Annotated in this window: 16 protein-coding genes; 9 read left to right on the forward strand and 7 right to left on the reverse strand. The window is 58.5% G+C overall.

The genetic code is table 11. The features are described 5' to 3' along the window. Positions 1 to 8: 8 nt before the first annotated feature. Complete coding sequence (locus tag ACR3E0_RS02800) at positions 9 to 449, forward strand: MarR family winged helix-turn-helix transcriptional regulator (RefSeq protein WP_037313149.1); 441 nt, start codon at positions 9 to 11, stop codon at positions 447 to 449. 153 nt (positions 450 to 602) lie between these two features. Here ACR3E0_RS02800 and ACR3E0_RS02805 read toward each other — a convergent pair whose 3' ends face one another. Then, a complete protein-coding gene (locus ACR3E0_RS02805) occupies positions 603 to 1190 on the reverse strand; it encodes a hypothetical protein (RefSeq protein WP_480475966.1) in 588 nt (195 codons plus the stop codon). A gap of 10 nt (positions 1191 to 1200) precedes the next feature. After that, positions 1201 to 1947, reverse strand: coding sequence for a bifunctional 2-polyprenyl-6-hydroxyphenol methylase/3-demethylubiquinol 3-O-methyltransferase UbiG (ubiG, locus tag ACR3E0_RS02810; RefSeq protein WP_480475968.1), 747 nt, complete (start codon positions 1945 to 1947; stop codon positions 1201 to 1203). Positions 1948 to 1995: 48 nt separating this feature from the next. Here ubiG and pip point away from each other — a divergent pair, with 48 nt between their 5' ends. The 7 genes from pip to ACR3E0_RS02845 all read left to right on the forward strand — a co-directional run bounded on the left by pip (position 1996) and on the right by ACR3E0_RS02845 (position 10361). Further along, positions 1996 to 2973 carry a prolyl aminopeptidase gene (gene pip / locus ACR3E0_RS02815; protein WP_480475970.1) on the forward strand — a complete coding sequence of 326 codons (978 nt, stop codon included), beginning with the start codon at positions 1996 to 1998 and terminating at the stop codon, positions 2971 to 2973. Continuing rightward, entirely contained in the window at positions 2970 to 3791 is an 822-nt protein-coding gene (locus ACR3E0_RS02820; protein WP_480475972.1) for an ABC transporter substrate-binding protein, read from the forward strand. Before pip ends, ACR3E0_RS02820 begins: the two co-directional genes overlap by 4 nt. A gap of 181 nt (positions 3792 to 3972) precedes the next feature. Then, complete coding sequence (gene rimP / locus ACR3E0_RS02825; RefSeq protein ID WP_424832006.1) at positions 3973 to 4563, forward strand: ribosome maturation factor RimP; 591 nt, start codon at positions 3973 to 3975, stop codon at positions 4561 to 4563. After that, entirely contained in the window at positions 4563 to 6182 is a 1620-nt protein-coding gene (nusA, locus tag ACR3E0_RS02830; protein ID WP_480475974.1) for a transcription termination factor NusA, read from the forward strand. The genes rimP and nusA overlap by 1 nt, the downstream gene beginning before the upstream one ends. 21 nt (positions 6183 to 6203) lie before the next feature. Beyond that, complete coding sequence (locus ACR3E0_RS02835; RefSeq protein WP_480480928.1) at positions 6204 to 6827, forward strand: RNA-binding protein; 624 nt, start codon at positions 6204 to 6206, stop codon at positions 6825 to 6827. 8 nt (positions 6828 to 6835) lie between these two features. Then, positions 6836 to 9310, forward strand: coding sequence for a translation initiation factor IF-2 (infB, locus tag ACR3E0_RS02840; protein WP_480475976.1), 2475 nt, complete (start codon positions 6836 to 6838; stop codon positions 9308 to 9310). Between the two features lie 331 nt (positions 9311 to 9641). After that, entirely contained in the window at positions 9642 to 10361 is a 720-nt protein-coding gene (locus ACR3E0_RS02845; RefSeq protein ID WP_480475978.1) for a hypothetical protein, read from the forward strand. Positions 10362 to 10557: 196 nt separating this feature from the next. Here the strand turns inward: ACR3E0_RS02845 and ACR3E0_RS02850 are convergent, their stop codons facing one another. The 5 genes from ACR3E0_RS02850 to ACR3E0_RS02870 form a co-directional block, all read right to left on the reverse strand. Next, the gene (locus ACR3E0_RS02850; RefSeq protein ID WP_480475980.1) at positions 10558 to 11385 is read right to left on the reverse strand and encodes an alpha/beta hydrolase; all 828 of its coding nucleotides are present in this window, start codon (positions 11383 to 11385) and stop codon (positions 10558 to 10560) included. Positions 11386 to 11387: 2 nt separating this feature from the next. After that, positions 11388 to 12269 (reverse strand): tryptophan 2,3-dioxygenase, encoded by an 882-nt coding sequence (locus ACR3E0_RS02855; RefSeq protein WP_480475982.1) that lies wholly within the window; start codon positions 12267 to 12269, stop codon positions 11388 to 11390. Positions 12270 to 12332: 63 nt separating this feature from the next. Next, positions 12333 to 13361, reverse strand: a complete 1029-nt coding sequence (tdh, locus tag ACR3E0_RS02860; RefSeq protein WP_480480930.1) for an L-threonine 3-dehydrogenase — start codon at positions 13359 to 13361, stop codon at positions 12333 to 12335. Positions 13362 to 13375: 14 nt separating this feature from the next. After that, positions 13376 to 14560 carry a glycine C-acetyltransferase gene (locus ACR3E0_RS02865; RefSeq protein WP_480475984.1) on the reverse strand — a complete coding sequence of 395 codons (1185 nt, stop codon included), beginning with the start codon at positions 14558 to 14560 and terminating at the stop codon, positions 13376 to 13378. A 109-nt stretch (positions 14561 to 14669) separates the two neighbouring features. Beyond that, positions 14670 to 15233 carry a helix-turn-helix domain-containing protein gene (locus tag ACR3E0_RS02870; protein WP_480475986.1) on the reverse strand — a complete coding sequence of 188 codons (564 nt, stop codon included), beginning with the start codon at positions 15231 to 15233 and terminating at the stop codon, positions 14670 to 14672. A gap of 117 nt (positions 15234 to 15350) precedes the next feature. Between ACR3E0_RS02870 and ACR3E0_RS02875 the strand changes: the two genes are divergently transcribed. After that, positions 15351 to 16526 carry an acetyl-CoA C-acyltransferase family protein gene (locus ACR3E0_RS02875; RefSeq protein ID WP_480475988.1) on the forward strand — a complete coding sequence of 392 codons (1176 nt, stop codon included), beginning with the start codon at positions 15351 to 15353 and terminating at the stop codon, positions 16524 to 16526. Positions 16527 to 16538: the final 12 nt, after the last annotated feature.

Below are 16538 nucleotides of genomic sequence, written 5' to 3' on the forward strand. Positions count from 1 at the left end.
ATCGGACCATGACGGACGAACACAATGCTCTGGCGGTCACGCTGTTCAGCGAGATCCTGACTGCCGATCAACTGTTGCGCAACCGGCTGAGCCGGGTGCTGCCCAAGGGCATGGAAATCTCGCATTTCTCAGTGCTGAACCATCTGGTCTTTGTCGGCGACGAGCGCAGCCCGGCGCAACTGGCCAATACGTTCCACGTGACCCGAGGGGCGATGACCAACACTTTGGCCAAGCTGGAATGGGCCGGATACATCCACATCCGCCCCGACTGGGACGACGCCCGCCGCAAGATGGTGGCCATCAGCCCCGCCGGTCGCCGTGCACGCGATCAGGCGATTTCGTCGATCGCCCCGCTGATCAACCGCGTGGTCGGAGAGCTGGGACTGGAGCGGGTGCGGAGTACGTTGCCCGTGCTGCGGGATTTGCGGTTGCAGTTGGAGGGTGAGTAGGGGCGAAATCCGTTGTCCTATGTCAGACCGAAGACGACCGTGGTCAGACGTGAAGTCTAAGAATTTTTGGACTTCTTGGTAGTTAACGAGCCACTGTTCACCTTTTGTCCTTGGGTTTGGAAGCGATCTGCTTTTAAGCACAGGTTTTTGTATTCACCTTATTCCCAAGATCAACGCATCTAGAAGCCGCCGCAAATCATTGGCCTCCATTTTTGGGTTGCCTTGCAAGCCAACCCCAGCAGCAGCAGCCGCTGCGAATAGAAGACAGGATTCTATTCCATCCACGCCCTCGAATTCACCGCCATGGATAAGCCATATCAAATACTCACCTTTTACATCTTCATTAGTAGCGCTTATTTTTCCTACGTTGCATCCTTCGTTGGAGAGTTCGTGTGAAGCAAATGGTTTTGTGGCTTCCTCCGATAGTTCTAAACCAACTGGTTTCACAAACTTGCCTTCCGAAACTATCTCGGGGTCAATAAACACAAAAAAATACAACGCCCTTACCAGATCATACTTGTTCGAACTTGAGCCCAAGTACCGATCTGCAATTTCATGAGTCGCCCCAGAAACCTTAGGATCGCTTACATAGCCATACAGCGGAACGCCTTCATGCTCGTACACGAACCCGCCGGCTACCTCTTGTGATGTGGCTAGCGGGCTATTGAATATGGTAGCAGCGAAAATTGCAGCTCCAAAAAATACTGCGCGCCACAGCGCGTAACTTAAAGATCGAGTCAAAAAATCTTCCTTAATTCGGCTTCACACTCGCCGTCACATAATTCACGCTCAAATCCCGGTCCGAGATCGACCAGCTCCACAGGATCGGGTTGAAGACGAACCCCTTGCGGTCCGCCGGGTCCAGCCCGGCCTGACGCAGCAGGTCGAACAGCTCATCGGGGGTGATGAACTTGTTCCACTCATGTGTACCGCGTGGCAGCCAGCGCATGACGACCTCGGCCCCGATGATCGCCATGGCATAGGATTTCGGGTTGCGGTTGATGGTGGAACACACCTGTAACCCGCCGGGTTTCAGCAACTCTTGTGTCGCTGTCAGATACGCCTGCGGATCGGCCACATGCTCGACCACCTCCATGTTCAGGACCACGTCGAATTGCTCACCTGCGGCGGCCATATCCTCGGCCGTGGTGTGGCGGTAGTCAATGTCCAGCCCCGATTGCTCGGCGTGAATGCGCGCGACAGGCAGGTTGCGTTCCGCCGCATCCGCACCAACCACATCAGCCCCCAGCCGCGCCATCGGTTCGCTGAGCAATCCGCCACCACAGCCGATATCCAGCACGCGCAGGCCTTGGAATGGTTCTAAAGTTTTCAAATCTCGGTCAAACTCGCCTGCGATCTGCTGGGTGATGTAGTCCAACCGGCAGGGGTTGAGCATATGCAACGGCTTGAATTTCCCATGCGGATTCCACCATTCCGCGGCCATCGCCTCGAATTTTGCGATCTCGGACGGGTCCACCGTGTTCGGATGCGCTTGCATTCCTGTCTCCGTGTGCTCTTTTACGCTTAAGGACTATATAGGGCCATAATGGACAAGTACCCGGACCAAAAGCGCGCAGTTCAGTATCTGTACCCGCCGATCGATCCGTACGATCAGCGCATGCTGGGTGTCGGCGACGGTCACCAGATATATATGGAACAAAGCGGCAATCCGGATGGGTTGCCGGTTGTAGTTTTGCATGGCGGCCCGGGCGGCGGATGCAGCCCGGCGATGCGCCGGTATTTCGACCCGCGCATATTCCGGGTGATTCTGTTTGACCAGCGGGGATGTGGGAAATCCCGCCCCCATGCCTCGGTCGAGAATAACACGACATGGCATCTGGTGGACGATATCGAGCGCTTGCGGAGCTTTCTCGATATTCCGGAATGGACCGTGTTTGGCGGCAGCTGGGGCGCAACGCTTGCCCTGATCTATGCGCAGTCGCATCCCGACCGTGTCAGCCGTCTGGTGTTGCGCGGTGTCTTCCTGATGACCAAGGCCGAGCTGGATTGGTTCTATGGCGGGGGTGCGGGAAAGTTCTGGCCCGATCAGTGGTCAAAGTTCACCGCTCTGCTGTCTGAGAGCGAGTTGTCCGACACGATAGGTGCCTACAACAAGCGCCTGTTTTCTGGTGATCGCGCAACGGAAATCCTGTATGGGCGGGCGTGGTCCAGTTGGGAAAACGCGCTGGCGTCGATCCATTCCAATGGAACCACGGGTGAAAGCCCCGGAGAATACGCACGCGCCTTTGCCCGTCTCGAAAATCACTATTTCATCAACCGCGGATTTCTGGAGCGGGATGGGCAGATTCTGGACAGGATGGACAAGATTTCTCGTATCCCCGGCCATATTGTGCAGGGACGGTATGATATGATTTGTCCGCCGCAAGCCGCCTGGAAACTGTCCGAGCGATGGCCGAATGCAGAGCTCAAGATGGTGCGGCACGCAGGTCACGCCTTGTCCGAACCGGGAATCAGCGCTGAGCTTGTACGTATCATGGACCGGGTGGCGGAGGGCGTGGCATGACGCGTATTGACCGCCGTGCTCTGTTTGCATCGGGTGCTGCGGCGGCCCTGCTGGCGGCCACTGGCACGTCGCTGGCGGCCACGCCGAAAACCGGTGGCACATTGCGCCTTGCCGTTCCGCGTGATGACAGCCTGGAGCAGGTGGCGCGCGGTGCCGTGTTTGACACGCTGACCGAAGTGGCCCCGGATGGAACCCTGCGCGGCGAGTTGGCCATTAAATGGCAAACCGATGCCGAGGCGCGGATCTGGACGTTCGATCTGCGAGATGACGTGACCTTTCATGACGGTTCACCGCTGCAGGTTGAAGATGTGCAGGCCGTACTGGCCGAGCTTGGACGCGCGGAGTCTCTGACTCCGCATCAGGTGCGACTGGAGTTGGCCGAGACCAATCCTGGTCTGCCCTTCCTGCTGGCCGATAGCCGTTTCGTCATTACGCGCGCCGGGCAGGGTGTGACGCCGCTCGGGGCGGCCAACGGCACCGGATGCTATCGCGTGGAACGGGCCGAAGATGATCGGCATTTTTTGGGACGCCGCGTGGCAAACCACTACAAAGACGGACGTGCCGGTTGGGCGGATGAAGTCGAAATCATCGTGATCCCCGACGATCGCGTTCGGGCCGAGGCATTGCGCGATGGATTTGTGGACGTCGCTGTCCTGCCGAATCCCGAGGATGCGCGCCGTATTCGGGGCCTGCGATATCACCCGTCCGAGAGCCAAGTGGCGCTGGCTGCGTCAGGCACTGTTGGTATGCCACGGCAAATTGGAGGTCTTGGGTGTCTGGATGACGGTCGTATTGCAGAGCGGTGGTGGATCGCCTGACGGCCCCCTGAATCGGCTCTGATCTGCCATTGTCCGATTGCAGGGGTTGCAGACTCGGAAACTCCTGCGTATATGCAGTTTCAACAGCGGCGTGTCGGACTTCTGGTCCGGGGCTCCACCGGAAAAGATCGACGGGCCGCGCGCCCGTTTTTTTGTGCCCGACGACAGGGTAGAGAACCAGATGACAAACGACCTGATAGCCAAAGCTGCCATCGACCGGCGACTGGCCGAGATCATCACCCCTGTGATCGAGGATCTGGGGTATGAATTGGTCCGCATCCGCTTGATGAGCGGCAAGCAGACCACGTTGCAGATCATGGCCGACAAGCCCGATGGCGGCATCGAAGTGGACGATTGCGCCGAAATATCGAACGCGGTCAGCGCCACTTTGGATGTCGAGGATCCAATCCTTGACGCCTATACGCTGGAGGTCTCCAGCCCCGGTATCGACCGCCCTCTGACCCGCCTCAAGGATTTTGAGATGTTCGAAGGGTACGAGGCGAAGATCGAGACCGCTGAGCTGATAGACGGTCGCCGCCGTTTCAAAGGCGAACTGGCCGGCATCGAAGGGGATGAGGTCCTGATCAATATCCCCGAAGGGGATGAAACGATCACCATCGGTCTGCAATTCGACTGGCTGAGCGATGCCAAGCTTGTCCTGACCGATGATCTGATCAAGGAAATGCTGCGCCAGCGTAAAGACGCCGGTGCCCTGAACGAAAACGCTTTCGACGAGATTGAGACCGAAGGGTCCGAAGAGGAGACGAACTGATGGCAATCACCTCAGCCAACCAGCTGGAGCTGCTGCAGACCGCCGAGGCCGTGGCCCGCGAAAAGATGATCGACCCCGGTCTGGTTGTCGAAGCGATGGAGGAATCGCTCGCCCGTGCCGCCAAGAGCCGCTACGGCGCCGAGATGGACATTCGCGTCAGCATCGACCGCAAGACCGGTAAGGCGACCTTTACCCGCGTCCGTACCGTGGTCGAGGATGAAGAGCTTGAGAACTATCAAGCCGAAATGACCGTCGAACAGGCCAAGCAGTACATGGAAACGCCTGCGGTTGGTGACGTCTTTGTTGAAGAAGTGCCGCCGGTTGAAATGGGCCGTATCGCGGCTCAGTCGGCTAAACAGGTCATTCTTCAAAAGGTCCGCGAAGCCGAACGGGATCGTCAGTACGAAGATTTCAAGGATCGTGCCGGCACAATCATCAACGGTGCCGTCAAACGCGAGGAATTCGGTAACGTCATCATCGATCTGGGTGGGGCCGAAGCCGTTCTGCGTCGCAACGACAAGATTGGCCGCGAAAGCTATCGCCCGAATGATCGCGTGCGTGCGTATATCAAAGAAGTCCGCCGCGAGGTCCGTGGCCACCAGATATTCCTGTCGCGCACCGCGCCGGAATTCATGGCCGAGCTGTTCAAGATGGAAGTGCCGGAAATCTATGACGGTATCATCGAGGTGAAGGCCGTCGCCCGTGACCCCGGTTCGCGCGCAAAGATCGCCGTGATCTCGTATGATGGTTCGATTGACCCCGTCGGCGCTTGCGTTGGCATGCGCGGTAGCCGCGTGCAGGCCGTTGTGAACGAGTTGCAGGGCGAAAAAATCGACATCATTCCATGGAATGAAGATCAGCCGACTTTCCTGGTGAACGCGCTGCAGCCCGCCGAGGTCTCCAAGGTGGTTTTGGACGAAGAGGCTGGCAAGATCGAAGTTGTGGTTCCGGAAGAACAGCTGAGCCTTGCCATCGGCCGTCGCGGTCAGAACGTGCGTCTGGCCAGCCAGCTGACCGGTCTGGACATCGATATCATGACCGAGGCCGAAGAATCGGCGCGTCGTCAGAAAGAGTTCGAAGCCCGTACCCAACTGTTCATGGACAGCCTCGATCTGGACGAATTCTTCGCGCAGTTGCTTGTGTCGGAAGGATTTACCAATCTGGAAGAGGTTGCTTACGTTGAGATTGAAGAACTGCTGGTGATCGACGGTGTCGACGAAGGCACCGCGCAAGAGCTGCAGACCCGGGCGCGTGAGTTCCTGGAGGCGCAGGCCAAGGCCGCTCTGGACGCGGCCCGCGCGCTGGGCGTCGAGGACAGCCTTATTGAATTCGAAGGCCTCACACCCCAGATGGTAGAGGCGCTGGCTAAGGACGATGTGAAGACCCTGGAAGACTTTGCAACCTGCGCCGACTGGGAACTGGCCGGCGGCTGGACGACGGTCGACGGTGAGCGCATCAAGGATGACGGCGTTCTCGAACCCTTCGGTGTTTCGCTGGAAGAGGCGCAGGAACTGGTGATGACGGCCCGTATCATGCTGGGCTGGGTCGATCCGGCTGACCTGGAACAGGCCGAAGAAGCAGACGAAGGCGAAGCGGCTGAAGAGGAGGCTGAGGCCTGATTCAGGCCTCGGGTGGCGCGTATGGGTCGCGGTGGCGTCCATAAGGATCGGTCTGACGGACCAGAGCGGAAGTGCATCGCCACAGGCGAAGTGCAGCCCAAATTCGGGCTGATCCGCTTTGTAACGGGTCCTGACTGTCGGGTGTATCCGGATGTCGGGGCCAAATTGCCGGGGCGTGGTGTTTACGTTTCGGCCGATCGTGAAGCGTTGGACAGGGCCATCGGCAAAAAGCTGTTCGCGCGGGGGTTCAAAGCCCAGGTATCGACGCCTGAGGATCTTGCGAACGACGTTGAAAAACAACTCGCACGCCGAGTGATCGAATTGCTCAGCCTTGCGCGCAAGTCCGGCGACGCGGTTGCGGGCTATGAAAAAGTCAAGACGTGGCTGGACCGGGAAGAGGCCGAAGTGTTGATTCAGGCCGCAGACGGGTCGGGGCGTGGCAAGTCCAAGTTAAGCACGCCGCATTTCGGCAAATACATTGGCTGGCTGACCGCAGACGAGCTTGGACAGGCTTTTGGGCGCCAAACGGTGATTCATGCGGCCTTGGCCTCTGGCGGACTCGCCAAACGTGTTGTAGAGGAAGCGCAGCGCCTGCGTGGCTTGCGCGAAAAGGATGACGGCGGCAAGGGCCGCTCGGAAGGGTAAGAAGCTTTATGAGCGATAGTGACGGCAAAAAGACATTGGGTCTTCGTGGTGGGGCACGCCCCGGAAATGTGAAACAGAGTTTCAGCCACGGACGGACCAAGAATGTCGTGGTGGAAACCAAACGCAAGCGCGTGGTGGTTCCTAAGCCGGGCGCAGCAAAGCCCAGCGGCGGCGCTGCGCCGTCGAGCGATCCGTCGCGTCGTCCTGCTGGTATCTCGGATGCCGAGATGGCCCGCCGGATGAAGGCGCTTCAGGCCGCCAAGGCCCGCGAAGCCGACGAGGCCGCTCAGCGCGAAGCACAAGAGAAGGCGCGCGAAGAAGAGCGTGTGCGCCGTCGCGCCGAACAAGAGGCCAAGGAACGCGAACAGCGTGAAGCTGAAGAGCGTGCGAAAGCCAAAGCCGAGGAAGAGGACCGTCAGCGCAAGGCTGCGGAAGAAGCGGCTCAACGTGCCGCTGCGGCCCCCGCTCCGGAAGAACCGAAGGCGCAGCGCAGTGCGGCCAGCAAACCTGCGCCTGCAGCCGCTCCGCGCAAGCAGGATCGCGAACGCGAGCAACGCGGACGTGGCAAGGGGCGTGATGACAACCGCCGTTCTGGCAAGCTGACATTGGGTCAGGCGACCGGTGGCGAGGGCAATCGTCAGCGTTCGATGGCAGCAATGAAGCGCAAGCAGGAGCGTGCGCGCCAGAAAGCCATGGGCGGCCCGGTTGAGCGGGAAAAGGTGATCCGCGATGTTCAGTTGCCCGAAGCGATCATGGTGTCGGAACTGGCCAACCGTATGGCCGAGCGCGTGGCTGATGTGGTCAAGTCTCTGATGCAGATGGGCATGATGGTCACGCAGAACCAGACCATTGACGCAGACACCGCCGAACTGATTATCGAAGAATTCGGCCATAAAGTGACCCGCGTTTCGGATTCGGATGTCGAAGACGTCATCAAAGAGGTCGAAGACGACGACAAGGATCTACAGCCGCGTCCGCCCGTCATTACCATCATGGGTCACGTTGACCACGGTAAAACCTCTTTGCTGGATGCGATCCGCGACGCACGTGTGGTGGCCGGTGAGGCCGGTGGCATTACCCAGCATATCGGGGCATATCAGGTCCAGACCGATGGCGGCACAACGCTGACCTTCCTGGATACGCCGGGCCACGCGGCCTTTACCTCGATGCGCTCGCGCGGGGCTCAGGTCACGGATATCGTGGTTCTGGTTGTTGCGGCGGACGATGCCGTGATGCCGCAGACCATAGAGGCAATCAACCACGCCAAGGCGGCCGAAGTGCCGATGATCGTGGCGATCAACAAGATCGACAAGCCCGATGCCAACCCGGACAAAGTGCGTACCGACCTGCTGCAGCACGAAGTCATTGTCGAGAAGATGTCCGGTGAGGTGCAGGATGTCGAAGTTTCTGCCATCACCGGTCAGGGTCTGGACGAGTTGCTGGAAGCCATCGCGCTGCAATCCGAGATATTGGAACTGAAAGCGAACCCGAACCGGGCTGCCCAGGGTGCTGTGATCGAGGCCCAACTGGATGTTGGCCGCGGTCCCGTTGCTACCGTTCTGGTTCAGAACGGTACTTTGCATCAGGGCGATATCTTTGTTGTGGGTGAGCAATACGGTAAGGTCCGTGCGCTGATCAACGACAAGGGCGAACGTGTCGATGAAGCTGGCCCGTCGGTTCCGGTCGAAGTTCTGGGCCTCAACGGCACGCCAGAGGCTGGTGACGTTCTGAACGTGACCGAGACCGAGGCGCAGGCCCGTGAAATCGCCAACTACCGCGAACAGGCCGCCAAGGACAAACGCGCCGCAGCAGGGGCCGCGACAACCCTTGAGCAGCTGATGCAGAAGGCAAAAGACGACGAAAACGTCTCGGAACTGCCTATTCTGGTCAAAGCGGATGTGCAGGGCTCTGCCGAGGCCATCGTTCAGGCGATGGAGAAGATCGGCAACGACGAAGTGCGCGTGCGCGTGCTGCATTCGGGTGTTGGTGCCATTACCGAGACCGATATTGGCCTCGCCGAAGCCTCGGGCGCGCCCGTCTTTGGCTTCAACGTCCGCGCCAATGCCTCTGCCCGGAACACGGCGAACCAGAAGGGTGTGGAAATCCGCTACTACTCGGTGATCTACGATCTGGTCGATGATGTGAAGGCGGCCGCCTCGGGTCTGTTGAGCGCCGAGATCAAAGAGAACTTCATCGGCTACGCCGAAATTCGCGAAGTCTTCAAGGTCACCGGCGTCGGCAAGGTAGCGGGTTGTCTGGTCACCGAAGGTGTCGCCCGCCGGTCCGCAGGTGTACGCTTGCTGCGCGACAATGTGGTGATCCACGAAGGCACGCTGAAGACACTCAAGCGCTTCAAGGACGAAGTGGCCGAGGTCCAGTCGGGTCAGGAATGCGGTATGGCGTTCGAAAACTACGACGACATCCGTCAGGGCGACGTGATAGAAATCTTCGAGCGCGAAGAGGTCACCCGCACGCTGGACTAATCCAGATAAGCATTGAAACAGAAAACAGCGGCTCAGACGAGCCGCTGTTTTTACTTATTTCGGAACGTCGCGAACCTGTTTGTTTTTTGAGTTTTTCTGAAGCTGATCGCTGAGGCGCATAATACAATCCCGGCTCAAGCGCCAAGTCAGTCTGACTCAATGCTGGCTGTGCGGACCTTGCAGCCGTTGACATTGTAAATTTGAATGGCAGCTTGCACCCAGGTTTCTACTGGGCTAGCCGTGGCATACCTAAGTTGACTGCCACTACGGGCTCCCAAATAGGTTGTTTCGATTGAGAGATGATAGTTCACTGAATTTGCCAGAACGCCAATTGGCCAACGAACTCGCCTATCAAGTCGCGGAAAAAATGTGGCATGAACTAGGTCAAGAAGGCAGCGATAAAATCTACAACTCAGGGCAGTCCAACTACGAGGCTGGTTGTAGCGCACTCGACCGTGTCGGTATCTACAAACAGGGCGCAAATCATACGCTCTACGAGGCCATCGTTTCTGCGGACGATGTGCATAAACACATGACGGGTTTGAGTGATGTTCCCAGATCGGCTCTCGATGCACTTCTTTCTGCGTTCGTCGAAAACTATACAACATACGGTGGTGGGCTGTCCGGCACGCGAGGCCGTTTTCCAGTCCCAACGAACCTCAGAAAAGTTCTTAACCTGTTGGTTTTATGCGGCTATGCGGAAAAGCTTGGGGGTGGCTTCCGATGGACAGATAAAATCGCTTCTGTCATGCGCAAATGGTGCATCTGGGATGAATATGGAAACTCCAAGGAAGATCAGCTCAGTTCTCAAGAGGCCGAGGTCGTCGACAAGCTAGATAAAACAATGCCGAATTCTGTGCGACGCAAGCTGCGCAACGCAATGCGGTCCAACGATGCGCTGAAGGTTTATGAGGTGCTTAAAGTACACCTGTATGGGGAGGACTGGTGGGAATTGCCAAAAAAGAAGCCTCTGACAAACTATGTCAGAGGGGAAGGATTGGATCTCAAGATTATTGAGGCTCTGTTGCGACGCTTAGAAGAAAGCTCTTGAGCTTCCGGCAAGGCTAACTGCGTCCTGCCTGAATAGGCGGTAAGCTGCACAATGCAGACACTCGCAACCATTGCTGCATCGGTGTGAATGGGCTCAAACCGGACACTTCCCAACACGTCACAAGCGTGTGGTTCGTAGCGGTTAAGTTGCGCTGTGACGCAAAGGCCAAAATTGACTGACGTCTAACATTTTTGGGCTAGCGAGAAGCTGCTAGAAACGTCCCCGGATGCAGGATGATATCAAAATGATGCATCCCCTTTTTCAGGTCGAAACTGACTGAATGGCCGTCCTTGCGCAGCAACTCGGCATAATCCCGGCTTTGGCGGATGAACTCGGGCGTGTCGCGCTCAGCCACTGCCACGTGATAGCGCGGGCCGGGGGCGGGTCGGTGCCGGATGGGTGACAGGTCGTGCACCTCAACCGGGGTCAGTTGCAGAGGGTCATTCGCAGAGGTCAGGCTGATCGGCTCAAGATCGTAGACGCCGCTTATCAGGATCACATCGCGCACGCGCAATCCGGCGCGGGCCAGCGCATCGGCTGAGGTTGCCATGACCATGGCCACAAGATGCGCGCCGGCACTGTGCCCCGACAGGGTGATCCGCGATGGATCGAATCCCAGCCAGCCAGCCTCGGCGGCAAGCCACAAAAGCGCATCGCGGCATTCGTTTATCATCTGGTCCAGTCGCGCGTCCGGAGCGAGCGTGTAGTTCAAGGTCGCAAAGGATTGCTCGGCCTCTATCAGTGCGGGTGCCATCATCGCCGACTCGCGTTGGCTGAGCGCCTGCCAATAGCCGCCGTGAACAAAGATATGCAGCGGCGCACCTGCACCTTTTGCGGGAAAGAAATCCAGAACCTGCGTCGGAGAATCGCCATAGGCGAGGTTTTCTTTCACCGGCAGGCTTGCCCGGTGCTGCGCGCTGAGTGCGGCATAGCTGTCAAGATAAGGTGTCAGATCGCCGCCGATCATTGAACTGGGGGAATATTCCTGTTCAAGCTCTTCCTGCGAAAACCCGCGATACAGCATGATCAGTTCTGCCCGCTGTACATCAGTTCCGTCCGCACATCGTAGAGATCGTGAAAGAACCTCAATTCGAGTGCCTTGCGCAGAAAGGCCACGCCGCTGGAGCCGCCGGTCCCGGGCTGCATGCCAATGACCCGTTCAACCGCCGTTGCGTGGTCAAACCGCCAGCGCTGAAACAGGCTTTCGACATCCATCAGCTTTTCCGCGAGCGCATAGAGGTCCCAATACCTGTCGGTGTTGCGGAACACCTCGACCCAGAGCTTGACCACACGCGGGTCCCCGGAATAGGGCTGCGCGTAGTCCCGGTCGATCAGGTCCTGCGGCACATCGAACCCTTGGCGCGCCAGCATGTGAAGCACTTCGTCGTAGAGCGAAGGCTTGGTCAGCGCAGCGTTCAGCATCTCCATAACGTCCGCGTCATGTTCATGGACCTTCAGGGTCGAGGCATCCTTGTTGCCCAGAATGAACTCGATCTGACGGTAGCCATAGCTTTGAAACCCAGAGGAATTGCCCAACGCCTGCCGGAAGGTCATGTAATCGGCAGGCGTCATGGTCAGCAGGGTTTCCCAAGCCGCTATCAGTTGCCGCTGGATCGCCTTGATCCGGTCGAGGTTTTTCATCGCCGGGCCGAATTGATCCCGCTGCAGGAACCTCCGAACTTCGACCAGTTGATGATGCATCAGCTTCAGCCACAGTTCGCTGACCTGATGAATGATGATGAACAGCATCTCGTCGGGCTGCGCGGGGTCCTGAAAGGTCTTCTGTAGGTTCAGGAGCGTCTTGAGCTGCAGAAAGTCGCCATAGCTCTTGCGATGGGTGGCGGCGAAATCGGTGACAAGAGACTCTTCGATCCCACGTTCCAGAAACCTGTCGTCATTGTCACTCATCTCGCCCCTCCGATGCGGTTTTTTGCACCTGTGTAGGGGCTCAGTCTGCAACTTTCCAGCGTGTCACGTCCAGTCCAGCACAACCTTGCCCGAAAGCCCGGACTTCATCGCGGCAAATCCCTTGGCAAAGTCATCGACGGTGAATCGGTGCGTAATCACACGGGATACGTCCAGACCATTCTGCAGCATGGCAATCATCTTGTACCAGGTCTCGAACATCTCACGCCCGTAAACGCCCTTGATGGTGATCGCCTTGAACACGATGCGCGACCAATCCACCGGGGATTTACCGGGAGGGATGCCAAGCAAGGCGATCTTGCCACCCATCACCAATGCTTCGACCATCTGATCCAGGGCCGCCTGTGAGCCAGACATCTCCAGGCCCACGTCGAACCCTTCCTTCATGCCAAGTTCGGCTATGACATCTCGCAGGTCTTCATGGCTGACATCAACCGAGCGGACTGTTGGAACAACGTGCTCGGCCAGTTTCAGGCGATCGGGGTTGATATCGGTGATGACCACATGCCGTGCGCCCGCGTGCCGCGCCACGGCGGCGGCCATGATCCCGATCGGGCCTGCGCCGGTGATGAGCACGTCCTCTCCCAACAGATCAAAGCTGAGCGCCGTGTGAACCGCATTGCCCAAGGGGTCGAGGATTGCTCCGATTTCATCCGGGATATCGTTCGGCAAGGGCACGACATTGAAAGCGGGCAGTTTCAGGTATTGCGCGAAGGCACCCTGCTCATTCACTCCGATACCCCGCGTGCCGGGGTCAAGGTGGAACTTGCCGGCGCGGCTCTGCCGGCTGTCGGTGGTGATCAGATGACCCTCGCCCGAACACCGTTGACCGATCTCCAGACCGGTCACGTTGCGGCCGATCTCGACGATCTCGCCGGCGAATTCGTGGCCGGTAATCATCGGAATCGGAACCGTGGCCGCAGCCCAGTCGTCCCAATTCCAGATATGGATATCGGTTCCGCAGATGCCGGTTTTGTTGATGCGGATTAGAACCTCGTCCGGGCCGATCTCGGGCACCGGGGCCTGCACCATCCAAAGGCCTTCTTTGGGTTTGGATTTTTCCAGCGCTTTCATCGTGTTTGGGGGCATCAGATCACCCCCAGATCGGTTCCGACCTTGCCAAAGGCCGCCAGTGCCCGGTCCAACTCATCTCTGGTGAGGGCGGCATTCATCTGCGTTCTGATCCGGGCCTGCCCCCTTGGGACGACGGGAAAGAAGAAGCCCGAGACATAGACGCCTTCGTCAAACAGGCGCGACGCCATCTCCTGCGCCAGCGTGGCCTCCCCCAGCATGACCGGGATGATCGGGTGTTCCCCCGGCAGCAGGTCAAAGCCCAGTTTTTCAAGTCCCGCACGCCAATACTTGGCGTTGCCGAACAATTGGGCGCGTAGCATGTCGCCGTCTTCGACAAGGCGGATCGCTTCAATCCCGGCAGTGACAATGGAGGGCGGCAGCGAGTTTGAGAACAGATAGGGCCGCGCCCGCTGCCGCAGCAGGTCGATCACTGGCTGCGGCCCGGCGATGTAACCGCCGATTGCCCCCCCAAGTGCCTTGCCCAGAGTTCCCGTCAGAATGTCGACATCGACATCGAAATGGTCAGGTGTGCCCGCACCGTTCGGTCCCATGAAGCCGGTTGCATGGCAATCATCCACCATGACAATGGCATCGTATTTGTTAGCCAGTTCGCGGATTTTCGGCAGATTTGCCAGATATCCATCCATTGAGAATACGCCATCTGTCGCGATCATGATATGCCGCGCCCCATCCGCGCGCGCCTGCTTCAGCCAGGCCTCCAGATCGTTCATATCGTTGTTTAGGTAGCGATAGCGCTTGGCCTTGCACAGCCGAACGCCGTCAATGATCGACGCGTGGTTCAGGCTGTCCGAGATGATGGCGTCTTCGGGTCCCAGCAAGGGTTCGAACAGCCCGCCATTGGCGTCGAAACAGGCGGCGAACAGGATCGAATCGTCCTTGCTCAGGAATGTCGCTAAGCGTTGCTCCAATTCGCGATGGATGTCTTGGGTTCCACAGATGAACCGGACCGAGGCCATGCCGAAGCCCCTGGGCTCCATCGCGCCTTTGGCGGCGTCGATCAGCGCCGGATGGTCGGCGAGGCCCAGATAGTTGTTGGCGCACAGGTTGATGACATGCTTGTCGCCCACGGCGATTTCGCCGCCCTGGGGCGAGGTGATCATTCGCTCGCGCTTGTACAGGCCTTCTGCTTCGATCTGTGCGAGCGTGTCCGTGATGTGGGACAGGAATGCGTCTGCCATGGCGATCTCCTTGCGGTGAGTCGCATATCTAACATAACGGACAAGAATCCCAAATAGGGGAATTACAGTATGAAGGAAAAATTTCCGTGAAGGCGGAAAAGTGCCAGGATCAGGCGTTTTTGACGATCAGGAAGACGCGGGCCGGATCCTTGGCAGAAATCGAATGGGCAACGTCTGCGGCATAGCGCGCCGTGTCGCCGTGATGCAGTTCCATCACCGCCGAACCGGACCGGACTTGAACCGAGCCATCCAGCACGGTCAGCTGTTCCCTTGCCCCGCGTGTGTGGGGCTGGCTGTTAAGCGCACCGTCTTTTTCGAACTGGACGTCATAAACTTCATGCCCGCCTGCCTCTTCCGGCGGAGACAGGATGCGAATACGGCAGTTCTGTCCCATGTTGTCGATGCTGGGCACTTCGGACTTTCGGAGCACTTCGATGTCGTCAGCGATGTCTGCGTCTTCCAGCAATCCGGCAAAATCCACCTGTAAAGCTCGGGTCAGGTTCCACAGGGTCGAGATCGTGGGGCTGCTCTCGCCGCGCTCAATCTGGCTGACCATGGATCGTGATACGCCACTGAGGTTGGCCACCGCTTCCAGCGACAACCCTTTGGCTCGGCGCGCCTCTTTCAGGCGGGCGGGCAGGCGTGTCAGGATATCGTCTGTATTGTCCGTCATGACGGAATCTCATGCGCCCTGAGCGCCGCATTGTCAATTCCGCCTGTGACGGGACGTCTCAGGGGACAGCCCTGAGCACCGGGTGCATACTGTCGCCAAATCCAGGAGGAGTGATCCATGACCGACATCGTAATTTTGGACGGTGCCCGCACCGCAATCGGCACTTTTGGCGGGGCGCTGGCCTCAACCGCGCCTATTGATCTGGCCACCGTCGCGACCGAGGCGGCGCTGGAGCGTTCCGGTGTCGAAGGGGCACAGATCGGGCATGTGGTGTTTGGTCATGTGATCAATACCGAACCGCGCGATATGTACCTGTCCCGCGTTGCCGCGATGCAGGCAGGCATTCCCAACGGAACGCCAGCGATGAATGTGAACCGGCTGTGCGGGTCGGGTGCTCAGGCTGTCGTGTCGGCGGTTCAGTCTTTGATGTTGGGCGATGCGGAGTTTGCGGTCGCAGGCGGCGCAGAGAGCATGTCGCGCAGTCCTTACATCGTGCCTCAGGCCCGGTGGGGCGCCAAGATGGGAGATGTGACCTCGCTGGACATGATGCTGGGCGCGCTGAATTGCCCGTTTGGGACAGGTCATATGGGGGTGACTGCGGAAAACGTCGCCGATGAGCATCAGATCAGCCGCGAACAGATGGATACGTTCGCCTTGACCAGTCAGACCCGCGCGGCGGCGGCAATCGATGCGGGATATTTCGAAACCCAGATTGCGCCGGTTCAGGTGAAGGTCAAGCGAGACATGGTCGGTTTCAAAGTCGACGAGCATCCCAAGGCCACCACTGCAGAAGCACTGGCTGGGCTGCGGGCTGTGTTCAAGAAAGATGGCCGTGTGACGGCCGGTAATGCTTCGGGCATCAATGACGGGGCGGCGGCAATGGTCTTGGCCACAGCCGATGCGGCGGAAAGAGCGGGTTTGAAGCCAAAGGCTCGTATTCTCGGATATGCCCATGCGGGTGTTCGGCCCGAGGTGATGGGAATCGGCCCTGTTCCTGCAGTTCAGAATTTGTTCCAGAAGACCGGTCTGTCTGCCGATGATTTCGATGTCATCGAAAGCAACGAAGCCTTTGCGGCGCAGGCATTGGCCGTGAATCAGGAACTGGGCCTGGACGCGTCAAAGGTAAACCCGAATGGCGGGGCTATTGCTCTGGGCCACCCTGTTGGCGCAACGGGCGCGATCATCACGCTCAAGGCGCTCTATGAACTGGAGCGGACCGGAGGGTCCAAAGGGTTGATCACCATGTGTATCGGTGGCGGTCAGGGTATTGCCATTGCCATTGAGCGGCTTTGAGCTGGAACCGGT

Source organism: Ruegeria sp. AJ12, from assembly GCF_056536245.1.

Coding starts and splice junctions, on each gene's coding strand:
- ACR3E0_RS02800 (WP_037313149.1), top strand. CDS start 9: ATGACGGACGAACACAATGCTCTGGCGGTCACGCTGTTCAGCGAGATC.
- ubiG (WP_480475968.1), bottom strand. CDS start 1,947: ATGCAAGCGCATCCGAACACGGTGGACCCGTCCGAGATCGCAAAATTC.
- pip (WP_480475970.1), top strand. CDS start 1,996: ATGGACAAGTACCCGGACCAAAAGCGCGCAGTTCAGTATCTGTACCCG.
- ACR3E0_RS02820 (WP_480475972.1), top strand. CDS start 2,970: ATGACGCGTATTGACCGCCGTGCTCTGTTTGCATCGGGTGCTGCGGCG.
- rimP (WP_424832006.1), top strand. CDS start 3,973: ATGACAAACGACCTGATAGCCAAAGCTGCCATCGACCGGCGACTGGCC.
- nusA (WP_480475974.1), top strand. CDS start 4,563: ATGGCAATCACCTCAGCCAACCAGCTGGAGCTGCTGCAGACCGCCGAG.
- ACR3E0_RS02835 (WP_480480928.1), top strand. CDS start 6,204: ATGGGTCGCGGTGGCGTCCATAAGGATCGGTCTGACGGACCAGAGCGG.
- infB (WP_480475976.1), top strand. CDS start 6,836: ATGAGCGATAGTGACGGCAAAAAGACATTGGGTCTTCGTGGTGGGGCA.
- ACR3E0_RS02850 (WP_480475980.1), bottom strand. CDS start 11,385: ATGCTGTATCGCGGGTTTTCGCAGGAAGAGCTTGAACAGGAATATTCC.
- ACR3E0_RS02855 (WP_480475982.1), bottom strand. CDS start 12,269: ATGAGTGACAATGACGACAGGTTTCTGGAACGTGGGATCGAAGAGTCT.
- tdh (WP_480480930.1), bottom strand. CDS start 13,361: ATGAAAGCGCTGGAAAAATCCAAACCCAAAGAAGGCCTTTGGATGGTG.
- ACR3E0_RS02865 (WP_480475984.1), bottom strand. CDS start 14,560: ATGGCAGACGCATTCCTGTCCCACATCACGGACACGCTCGCACAGATC.
- ACR3E0_RS02870 (WP_480475986.1), bottom strand. CDS start 15,233: ATGACGGACAATACAGACGATATCCTGACACGCCTGCCCGCCCGCCTG.
- ACR3E0_RS02875 (WP_480475988.1), top strand. CDS start 15,351: ATGACCGACATCGTAATTTTGGACGGTGCCCGCACCGCAATCGGCACT.